The following is a 10,374-nucleotide window of genomic DNA, read 5'->3' as shown; positions in this document are numbered from 1 at the left end:
GCGCGCCACGCGCCTCCAGCTAAACGAGTCTTGCCTCCGCCTCCTGCTCGGATACACTCCTTCACGTTTTGTGAATGCGCCGATTGCAGCAAAATCCTCTCCCAAGGTCAAGCCTTGGATACGGCGGTTGAGTCCCCACGCATCAGATCACTTCCCGCCCGCATTTCTCCAGACGAAGGCTCGCACGACCTGATTGCTGTGCGATGGATGGCCGCTCATGGCCGACCACCCGCTGCTGCGCCGACTTCCGAAATCTGATGCTTGCTCGAATGACGAGCTGCTGGCGGCGTTTCTCGATTATGTGGCGGAGAAGCAGCTCACGCTCTATCCGGCGCAGGAGGAGGCCATCTTGGAGCTGTTTGATGATCGCAACGTGATCCTCAACACGCCCACCGGCTCGGGGAAATCGCTGGTGGCGCTGGCGCTGCACTTCCGCTCGCTCGCGAAGGGGCGGCGGTCGGTGTACACCTGCCCGATCAAAGCGCTGGTGAATGAGAAGTTCCTCGCGCTTTGCCGCGATTTTGGCCCTGAGAACGTCGGCATGGCCACAGGCGATGCCACGGTGAATCGAAACGCGCCGATCCTGTGCTGCACGGCGGAGATCCTCGCCAACTACGCCCTGCGCGATGGCGCGGAGGCTCCGTTTCGCGAGGTGATCATGGACGAGTTTCACTACTACTCGGACAAGGAACGCGGCGTGGTCTGGCAGGTGCCGCTGCTGACGATGAGCAGCTCGCGTTTCCTCATCATGTCGGCCACGATGGGCGGATCGGCGTTTTTCAAAGACGAGCTCACGCGGCTCACGAAGGCGGAGACGACCGTGGTGGCCTCGTCTGAGCGGCCGGTGCCGCTGGAGTTCAGCTACGCGCAGACATCGGTCGATGTGACCTTGCAGGAGCTCGTCGCGGCGAACAAAGCGCCCGTGTATCTCGTGCACTTCACGCAGAACGAGGCCGCCCAGGCGGCGCAGGACCTCATGAGCCTGAATTTCTGCACCGCCGCCGAAAAGGCCTCCATCAAGGAGCTGATGGCCGGGTCGAAGTTCACCAGCCCGTATGGCAAGGAGGTGAAAAAATACCTCAGCCATGGCGTGGGCATCCATCATGCCGGTTTGCTGCCGAAGTATCGCGTGCTCGTCGAGAAGCTGGCGCAGCGTGGCTTGCTGAAAGTCATCTGCGGCACCGACACGCTCGGCGTCGGCGTGAATGTGCCGATCCGCACGGTGCTGCTCACGCGACTGAGCAAATACAGCGGCGAAAAGGTGGCCACGCTCACAGCGCGTGACTTTCACCAGATCACCGGACGTGCCGGCCGTCGCGGCTTTGACGACGTGGGCTACGTCGTGTGCCAGGCACCGGAGCACATCATCGAAAACGCCAAGATGGAGGCCAAGGCCGCGGGCGATGTGAAGAAGCTGCGCAAGATGGTGAAGAAGAAGCCGCCGGAAGGTTTTGTCGGCTGGAGCGAGGACACCTTCAAAAAGCTGCAAGCTGCCTCGCCGGAGCCGCTGGTATCGCGTTTTCAGGTCTCGCACGGAATGCTGCTGCAGGTGCTGAGTCGCGCGGGAGACAGTTGCGCGGCCATGCGGCAGCTCATCGCCAGCTCGCATGAGACGGCGAATGCGAAGACGCAGCACGAGAAGCGTGCGTGGCAGCTTTTTCGGGCGCTGGTGCAGCGCAAGATCGTGGAGATCATCCCGCCCGCGAAACGCGGCACCGATCAAACCAAGCTCCAGCTCAATGTGGAGCTGCAGGACGACTTTTCACTCAACCACACGCTCTCGCTTTATCTCATCGACACGCTCGCACTAATCGATCCCGCCTCCGCGACCTACGCCGCCGATGTGATGACGCTGTGCGAGTCCATCCTCGAAAACCCCGACGTCATCCTGCGGCGACAGCTCAGCAAGGTGAAGGACGAGGCGATGGCCGCGATGAAGAACGAAGGCGTGCCTTACGAGGAGCGCATCGCGAAGCTGGAGGAGCTCGAATACCCGAAACCCTGCCGCGACTTCATCTACAGCACCTTCAACGCCTTCAGCGAGGCGCACCCGTGGGTTGGCCAGGAAAACATCCGGCCGAAAAGCATCGCGCGGGAGATGTTTGAGAACTTTCGGAGCTTTGCCGACTACATCCACGACTACGACCTCCACCGCGCCGAGGGCGTGCTGCTGCGCCATCTTTCCAGCACGCTCAAAGTGCTGGCTCAGACCGTGCCGGACAGCTTCAAGACCGAGCCCGTGCAGGAAATGGAGGCCTGGCTTGCTGGCGTGCTTCGCGGCACCGATTCCAGCCTTCTCGATGAATGGGAAAAGCTGCGCGATCCGCACTACAAACCCGACGAGGTCGAAGAAAAGCCCGCCGAAGCCCATGACATCACGCGGAACAAGCGCGAGTTCACCGCCCTCATCCGCACGGAGATCTTCCGCTATATGCAGCAGCTCATCCGCGGCCAGATCGACCTCCCCGAGCTCGACGACTACTACGCCGACCACGACCGCATCCGCCTCGACAACGAAGCCCGCAACGGCCGCCACACCTACGTCCAGCCCAGCGACGACGGCCAAATCTGGCGCGTGAACCAAGTCCTCATCGACTCCGAAGAACTCAACGACTGGCAGCTCGAATTCCGCGTGAATTTGCCTCAGGCACGAGAAGATGGGAAGCCGACGCTGGAGTTTGTGGGCCTCTCAAGGATCGGGTGAGGCGCGTGCCAAGGGGCGACGAATCGGCACCACTCCATGGGCAGGGACTGCGGCCTCGATACCAACGGAAAAATCACACCTGGGGACGAGGGCGCATGACAGGGCGGGGACGTGGTGAGCCGTCTGCGGCGGTGCCGGCTTCCGACCATGTGGCGGACAACTCACGGAACCGCTCAATGGTGTCCAGCGCGGCCTGAAGCTGCCGTTTGGTCGGTTTGTAGCTGAGGTTCTGATACTTCCCGGTGGTGTCTGTGAGCAATTCGCGCAGCCAGTCCTCATAGCCGGCATCGTTGCTCTCGGGCTTGTCGCAAGTGTGGAGGGTCTGACCGATCATCTTCTCCAGGGCCGCCAGCATGGCGCGGAGGCGAATCCAGCGGTGGTTCTCCCAGTTCATGACCTCCTCCGCCGCCGGATCCTCCGGGTCAAAGTGCTGAAGCAGTGTCTGGGCAGACCTTTCTCCCTGGCGGGTCAGGAACTGCACGAGTTCCGGCGGCATGTTGAGATTCAAGCCGCCCTGTGCGGAGGTGAGGGGGATGCGAACGATGCGGTCGCGGTAGCCAGGGAGGCGGCTCTGCATGGCATCATTCCAGTTTTGCATGGTGGAGATCATCGTGAAGATGAAGCCGGTGAGCTTGCCAAGAGCGGGCTTTTCCACTGGCGGCCGGCTCAGGTCGGCGGAGACGACGAGATCGAAGCGGTTCCAGCGGTCGGTGATCTCCGGGCGGTTGTCCGGGTCCATCTCCGGAACAAGATTCTCCAGCGGTGTGTCATCGGGTTTCTGCGTGAGGTCGATGCTGAAGGTGGGGCGGCGGGGGATGGAGGCGTCGAAGAAGTGCAGCGGCATGTTGCTGCACAGGCCGCCGTCAGTGAACCAGCAACGCTCCAGCACCTGATGTTGTTTGGGCTTGTTCCGATCAATCGCATGAAGCGGAATGGCGCTGAGCAGGAAAGGGAAGCTGAGGCTCATGCGGGTGACGACGACGACAGGCAGGTTCTCTGGCGATGGCAGCGGGTGATAGCCGGCCAGTCTGCGTTCCTCGCGGAGGCGCTGGCGCCTGGCGAGCTCCTTCGGATCAGGCTCATGGATGGGACGTGGGTGGGCGATCATCCAGTTCACGACTGAGGCCGGGAAGAGGCGGCGGAATTCGTCCTCGCGGAAGTAGAAGAGGTAGTTCTCCCGCAGATCATCATCGTCCCGGAAAGGCAGGTGATAGGGCCGGCCATGGGTGAGGTTTGTCGTCATCATCTCCAGGCTCACGAGTCGTTCACGCGGGCCTTTCGAGTCCGGGTTCCTGTTGGGTCCCCAGAGGTGACCAAAGGTCAGCGGGTCGCCACCGGGCTCGAGTCCGGCCACTTGATTGAGGTAGCTCGTGAGCCAGGGCGTGAGCGGTTCGGCAGGGGCGGGCCTGGTCGCTGCGTCAGGCATGCCGGGGCAGAGACCAAAGCTGTTCCGGGGCAGTTCCCGAATCAAACTGAGCGCCACCACCGATGCGGCCGCGATGATGGAGCCGAACAAGGCGAGCAGGCAGCCGATCACCATCCACAGGAGACCGAGTCCGGCCTGGGGGGCCTGGAAGGCGCTGACAAGGGCCAGCAAAAGTCCCGGCAGGCCACCGAGAAAGGCAGCCCCGGCATAATGGGTGAACATGCTGCCCAGGAGCGCGACCACGGCTGCCGCCTTCTTTTTTCCCAGGGCACTGCTGAGTACTGCGAAGAGCCGCCGCGTGCCGCTGTTCGGCTGAAACAGCAGGAAGAGCCGCGTCTGCTTGGAGCCCGCGGGTTTGCTCGCCAGCTCATCGCCCAGGGTGTCAATTTGCGCGAATCCCTCCAGGCTGCCATGAACGCTGCGGCGGTATTCCGCTGCGGCGGCCGCTGCGGCTGCGATGGCTCCGGCAGAGGTGCCTCCTAAATTGACGAAACGGTAGCGCCGTGCGAGGGCGACGATGGCTTTGGGATAGACGACACCGCTGGTGATGCCGCCTTTCATCACGATGTCGCAGGTGCGCAGAGGGGAATTTTCCGAATCGTTCATGGTCCCGATGACAAGTTGTCCGACATGACAGTCTCTTGGTGAGACCGCAGAGACCTCACATCAAAGCGGAACGGAAATGAGATGGCAAGGCATCCTTGCTCAACGCCTGAACGAGGGGCGAAGGGCTGGCATGAGACGGCCTGTGGCGTGCCACGGCCAAGCGTGCCGTTTACTGCGCGGCCAGCGCTGCGGCGGCCTTGGCTTTGGCCGCTTCGGCTTTTTTCAGGATCTCGTCGGTGCTGGGGAGGTTGGCGAGCACGTCGGCGGGGATGAATCCATCGCCGACGAGCTTGGTGAGGCACTTTTTGCGTTCGTCGAGGGCCTTGTCGGCGCTGCGTTCCTTGCTGAAGCGGGATTTGAAGGCGGTGCTGCGGTCTTTGAGGGTGGAGTAGATGTCGCCGCCAAGGAGCGAGGAGATGTCCACCTTGATCTTTTCGCGTTTGGCGTCGGCCTCGTTCACTTCATCGCCATTGATGGGGATGCCCTGGTATTTCGGGAACATGATCGCCACCTCAGGGCAGACGCGGGAGCAGGCGGGGCAGTTGGTCTTGCAGTTGTCGTTGTTCTGGACCTGGATCTTGTTGTCCTCGCTGACGCCATAGACATCAAAGAGGCAGAAGCTGAGGCACTGCATGCAGTTGGTGCAGCGGTCGTAGTCGATGACCGGGAACCAGGGCTTCCATTTGCCGGGTTCGTTCATCGGTTTGTCGCCGCGGGTCTTTTCGACCAGGGAGACGATGGAATCGGCGTCGAGGCCGGTGATGTCGCGGGTGTCGATGCTGACCTGGCCGGTGGCGTCCTCCAAGGAGGGGGCTTTGCCTTCAAACGCGCCCAGGACGAGCAGGCTGCGGTCATCGTGCGGCATGGCGCTGGCCCCGTGGCCGCTGCGGGTGACGGTGTAGCCTTTGTCGAGCAGGGCCATCATCACCTTGGCGCGGGCGTCGGCGGGAAGCTGGATGCTGCCGGTGCCTTCGTAGAGGACGACGCGGAGCGGGCGGTGGGTGTGCGTGATCATTGATGGCTTACGATTTTTGATTTATGATTTCAGCAGAGCCTCAGTGACCTCGGTTGCGGTTTGAGTGCGCATATTGAGGATCTCGGTGTCGTCAGGGAGGGGAGAACCGGCCTGCTGGAAGAGACCTTTCACCGCACGGGGATAGCAGGCCGCGATGCGGAGCTTCCCGCACCCGGCGATGGCCTGGAGGCGTGGATCGCGGTGCGCGGCCATCTCGCAAAGGTCGGAGACCGTCTCAAAGCTGGCGTCGCTGGCACAGAGTTGCTGCAGGACTTCGTTTTTGACGCCCGTGGGAACGACCTGGGCGTAGGCGCAACGGCAATAAAGGATCGTGGGGGAATCAGGCACTCGTGTTGGTGAGGTTGGGGGCGGCACGAGGTGGAACGGGCTGGGGAAGTTTCAAGTTTCAGGTTTCAAGTTCCATGCCGCGAGGCGTGAAACGGGAATCCGGAAACTTGAACCCCTGCCGTCTGGCCTCAGACGGTGGTCTTGCGCTCGACGTTGAGGCCCATCTTGCGATACAGCGTGGCGATGGAGACGCCGAGCATGCTGGCGGTCTTTTCGCGGGAGCCGCTGTTGTATTTGAGGGTCTCCTGGATGAAAACGCGCTCCTGGGCCTTGATGAAGTCGTCCAAGGTGGAGCCGATGGGCAGCTTCGTGATGCCTGTGGCGACGGAAGGGGTGGGCACCTCGATCTGCTGCGTGACTTTGGTGGGCAGGTCGGCGGGCTTGATGCGGTCGCCCTCGGCAAACGCGCAGGCGCGCTCGATGGCGTTGCGCAGCTCGGAGAGGTTGCCGGGCCAGTTGTATTTCTCCAGGAACTCAACAGCGGCGGAGTCGATGGTCTTGACCTTGCTGTCGGTGCGTTCGGCGAGGTCCTTGAGGAAGTGCTCGACGATGGGCTTGATGTCCTCCCGGCGCTCACGGAGCGGCGGGATCTTCAGCGGGACGACGGAGAGCTTGTAATACAGGTCCTCGCGGAACTTGCCGGCCTTCACGGCGTCTTCGAGAGGGACGGTGGTGGAGACCACGACGCGGAAATCGGCCCCGGAGGCGGCGTTCCAGCTCTTCTTGGCTTGGGATTCATCCAGGAACGTGTTCAACTGCGACTGGATGCGTGCGGGAAGCTGCGTGACCTCGGTCAGGTGCACGGTGCCGCCGGCAACACGGACGAAGATGGAATTCGGGCCGAAAAGCTCGGTTTCCAGGGCGTCCTCCGGCATGGCGCTGCATTGGAGCTCCTTGTAGGAGGCGTTGCTGCGGCGGCTGGCCTCGTGCAGGGAGCGGGCCACGATGTGCTTGCCCACACCGAACTCGCCTTCGAGCAGGACGGGGCTGTCGTTGTTGGCGACGCGGCGAACGATGTCAAAAATGCGCTGCAAGACATCGCTGTGGCCGATCAACTTTGAGGATGAACCGGATCTGAGCGTCGAACCCGTGGGCAGGGCGACCGGCGGAGATGAGGTGGAAGCGGAGCCGCCATTGCGCTGGAGCGCCTGGTTGACCGTCTTGATCAGGTCGCCCAGGTCGAAGGGCTTGGTCAGGTAGTCGAAAGCGCCGAGGCGCATGGCCTCCACCGCCGTTTCGACACTGCCGTGGCCCGTGACCATGATGACGGCGGTGTTCGGGAACTGATCCCGGCACATACTGACGAGATCGAGGCCGTTGACGTCCCCGATGCGCAGATCGACGATGACGAGTTCGGGTTGGTTGGCACGGATGGCGGCGATGCCGTCGATGCCGGTGGTGCAGCCGAAGACTTGATGACCGGCAGCCTTGCAGAGCTTTGTCATGAGCTCCAGAATTGCTGCCTCGTCGTCTATGATTACTAATTTAGCCATACTGTTTTTGCCAAATGAGAGGCACGGTTGATTGTTAAATAAGCTAAACGGATCGCAGGATTGCGTCAAATGCCGATTCTCAAAAAAGAGAATCCCGGCGGCGGGCATCCTTCAGCGCTTCTCCATCGCCTCCCTCAGGTGCTCCCACGCCCGGCGGAAATCCTGCTTCAGAACGTAAAGAGCCGCGACTTCCTGGTGAACGTAGGGGGGTGCGTTCGGAAGGGTGGCGACTTTTTCCAGCGTGCGGAGCGCCCCATCGATGTCTCCTTGGGTCTTTTGGGCTTGGAAGAGGTCGATGCCACGCCGGGCATCTGTGGGGCTGTAAAGCAGCGCCCGCTCAAGGGTGGGGATGTCGGTGCTGGTGCCGGGGGCGGTGCGGACGATCGAGGGCAGGTAGGGCACCACGGTCTCGCAGGCACGTTTGAAGTCCGAATTGCTCGCGTAGTGCCCGGCCAGGATGCGCCAGCCCACGTCCCGCCATTTGCGGTTGGTTTCGAGGGCGGAAAGGAGGGCCTTTTGATCGCCCATCTGATACCACTGGCGGAAAATGCGCTCCCGCTGGCTCGCTTCCAGCCCCGAAAGATCTGGCTGGAGAGCGAGGAGGCTGCGGAGGCAGCGGTCAAACTCCTCGCGCGTGTTCACCCCGTCGAGATACGTCAATTTGAGCTCCGCTGTGGTCGCGAGATCCCAGAGTTGCTCTTTGAGGCGCGGGTGGTTCAGGCTTTGCTGGATCAGCGTGGGGTAGTAGTAGCCCGGCGCGCGGATCACGATTTCGCGCCAGGGAATGATGGCAAACTCAGGCCGGTGATTGAGCCAGAGGAGGCCCTCCCGGTAGCACATGTCGGTGTCATTGGGCTCCAGGGCACGGGCGCGGGAGAAGTCCGCCAATACGTCGCTGCTGGAGCCATTCAGTCTGAGACGGATCTGGGCACGGGCGAAATAGAGCCGGTGCTGCATGGGGGCCATCCGGATGGCCTCACTGAAAAGTGCCAGCGACTGGGAAGACGCGCCATCATCCGCCAGTTGACCCGCCTGGTGTGTCAGGAACTGCGCCCGGCTGGTGCCGAGCGGCACGTTCTTCCCCTGGCTGGCCGCCAGCCACAAGCCCCCTGCCACGACCACCCCGACGGCGGCGAATCGAAGGAGTCCTGCCGAGACCAAGGTCGCCGGCAGCGGGAGTCTGCGCGGACGCAGGGCGATCCCTGCCAGCAATGCCATGAAAGCGAAATAGGTCTGACCGTGGTTGGGCACATCGAACACCCCGTGCAGCATGCCGAGACCACAGGCGATCGCCGTGCCGTTGCGCAGACGCCGGTCGTTCTGGCGGGAGCGTTGCTTCCGTTTCCTGCCAAACCAGGGGCCGGTGGAATTGAACCACCACAAGGCCACCAGGACGACGGGAATCACCGTCAGCAGACCGCCGTCCACCAACAGCCAGAGCAGATCGCTCTCGGGGTGCACGGGCCGTTCACGAAGATTGTAAACCTGTGAGAACTGCGCGAACACGCCCGCGAAGTTGTTCAAGCCGAATCCCAGCCATGGGGCGGACAAGGACATCTCCAGGGTCTGCAGGTAGATCTTCACCCGCCCCTCCGAACTGGCGAAGCCATCGACCCCGGTGTCGTTCAAGCGGGCCGTGAGCCCGCCTGACGACAACACCAGAAGAGCCGAAATGAGGAGCACCAGGGAGGTGGTGACCGTCATCTTCTTGAAGAAGCCGCGGCCCATGGCGGAGGTGCCCAGCCAGGCCGTGATCCCCACGAAAAACAAAATCAGTCCTGCCCGTGACGTGTTCACAAAGATCAGCGTCAGCGGAGGCATGACTCCCAGCACAAACAGGCTCCACGCACGCGATTTCCGCTTGTGGGAGTCGTAAGCGCACGTCGCGCACAGCACGGCGGTGATCGCTGCCAGGCTGCTGATGTGGTTGCGGTTGGCGAACGGGCCAAATCCCGCGCCCCAGCTCGGACTACGCGGCCACCAGGGGATGCTGACCGCGCCCCAGTATTCCAGCAGCGACAGCAGGCACAGGATGCTTCCTCCGATGCTCAGGACCTGCACCATCGAACGGCGCTGATCACTCGAAAAGCCACGCGCCAGGCACCACACAAGCCAGACGCCGCAGACCGCCATGAACACCCACCCTTCCAGGCTGACGTGAAACTGGGGCGTCAAGGTGTCGGAGAACGCGAGATCCCAGTCATTCACCAGCAGCGTCCGCCACTCGGGCAGCGGAAACCAACTGGCCGGCAGAAAGGCTGTGAGCGGTGCCAGCAGCGCGGCCAGGATGCCGCCACGCGCGAGCCGCGGCAATTGCCGCTGCAGCGGGAAAACCAGCATGGTCACACCGAGCAGCACGGCGCCGAAGCCTTTTGACCAAGCCTCGGGTCCGCTGCCCGCGAGGCACATCAGCAGCGGCACCACGGCAAACCACATACCCTTCCAGGCTGGCCCGGGAAGATCGTAACTGCTCTCCTCCCGCTGGCTGTCCTCAACATCATCCTCGCCTGCTGGGGGGGCTTCGTCCCCGCTCCCCGGCAGCAACACGGGGCCGGAGTCGGCCGCGTATTCGTCACCGACGAGCAACGGGGCGCGTGTTTGCGAGTCCTGCGGTTCGAGATCGGGTTTCATGCGGTGGCAGAAAGTTCAGAGGGGGACGCTGCTGAAAGCTGCTCGATTTCGCCGGGAAGGTCGCCCCACTTGTCGCGGCAGCGTTCCAGGGCGGGAAGCAGCGTGTCCAGCCGCAGATGCCACTCGCTGGGCTCGGCATCGTCCTTTGGGT

6 protein-coding genes are annotated in these 10,374 nt (G+C 62.6%); 1 reads left to right on the top strand and 5 read right to left on the bottom strand.

What is annotated here, in order from left to right:
• Nucleotides 1–217 precede the first annotated feature (217 nt).
• Nucleotides 218–2,704, top strand: coding sequence for a DUF3516 domain-containing protein (locus tag IAE77_RS26175; protein WP_294233183.1), 2,487 nt, complete (start codon nucleotides 218–220; stop codon nucleotides 2,702–2,704).
• A gap of 73 nt (nucleotides 2,705–2,777) precedes the next feature.
• On the opposite strand, the gene IAE77_RS26170 is transcribed toward IAE77_RS26175, so the two are convergent.
• The 5 genes from IAE77_RS26170 to IAE77_RS26150 all read right to left on the bottom strand — a co-directional run bounded on the left by IAE77_RS26170 (nucleotide 2,778) and on the right by IAE77_RS26150 (nucleotide 10,223).
• On the bottom strand, nucleotides 2,778–4,736 hold the full coding sequence (locus IAE77_RS26170) for a patatin-like phospholipase family protein (protein WP_294233180.1): 1,959 nt from the start codon (nucleotides 4,734–4,736) through the stop codon (nucleotides 2,778–2,780).
• A 169-nt stretch (nucleotides 4,737–4,905) separates the two neighbouring features.
• Nucleotides 4,906–5,751 (bottom strand): ferredoxin family protein, encoded by an 846-nt coding sequence (locus IAE77_RS26165; protein WP_294233173.1) that lies wholly within the window; start codon nucleotides 5,749–5,751, stop codon nucleotides 4,906–4,908.
• 21 nt (nucleotides 5,752–5,772) lie between these two features.
• Entirely contained in the window at nucleotides 5,773–6,099 is a 327-nt protein-coding gene (locus IAE77_RS26160) for a hypothetical protein (protein ID WP_294233170.1), read from the bottom strand.
• A 128-nt stretch (nucleotides 6,100–6,227) separates the two neighbouring features.
• Nucleotides 6,228–7,592 carry a sigma-54 dependent transcriptional regulator gene (locus IAE77_RS26155; RefSeq protein WP_294233167.1) on the bottom strand — a complete coding sequence of 455 codons (1,365 nt, stop codon included), beginning with the start codon at nucleotides 7,590–7,592 and terminating at the stop codon, nucleotides 6,228–6,230.
• A gap of 111 nt (nucleotides 7,593–7,703) precedes the next feature.
• The gene (locus IAE77_RS26150) at nucleotides 7,704–10,223 is read right to left on the bottom strand and encodes an O-antigen ligase family protein (RefSeq protein ID WP_294233165.1); all 2,520 of its coding nucleotides are present in this window, start codon (nucleotides 10,221–10,223) and stop codon (nucleotides 7,704–7,706) included.
• Nucleotides 10,224–10,374: the final 151 nt, after the last annotated feature.

The sequence above is a fragment of the Prosthecobacter sp. genome (assembly GCF_014879935.1).
Lineage (GTDB): Bacteria > Verrucomicrobiota > Verrucomicrobiia > Verrucomicrobiales > Verrucomicrobiaceae > Prosthecobacter.
Note: the sequence above shows the minus strand (reverse complement) of the source record. Positions and strands in the feature narration are given on the sequence as shown.

What these genes read in the sequence shown, in the direction of transcription:
- IAE77_RS26175 (WP_294233183.1), top strand. Translation starts at nt 218, where the DNA reads ATGGCCGACCACCCGCTGCTGCGCCGACTTCCGAAATCTGATGCTTGC.
- IAE77_RS26170 (WP_294233180.1), bottom strand. Translation starts at nt 4,736, where the DNA reads ATGAACGATTCGGAAAATTCCCCTCTGCGCACCTGCGACATCGTGATG.
- IAE77_RS26165 (WP_294233173.1), bottom strand. Translation starts at nt 5,751, where the DNA reads ATGATCACGCACACCCACCGCCCGCTCCGCGTCGTCCTCTACGAAGGC.
- IAE77_RS26155 (WP_294233167.1), bottom strand. Translation starts at nt 7,592, where the DNA reads ATGGCTAAATTAGTAATCATAGACGACGAGGCAGCAATTCTGGAGCTC.
- IAE77_RS26150 (WP_294233165.1), bottom strand. Translation starts at nt 10,223, where the DNA reads ATGAAACCCGATCTCGAACCGCAGGACTCGCAAACACGCGCCCCGTTG.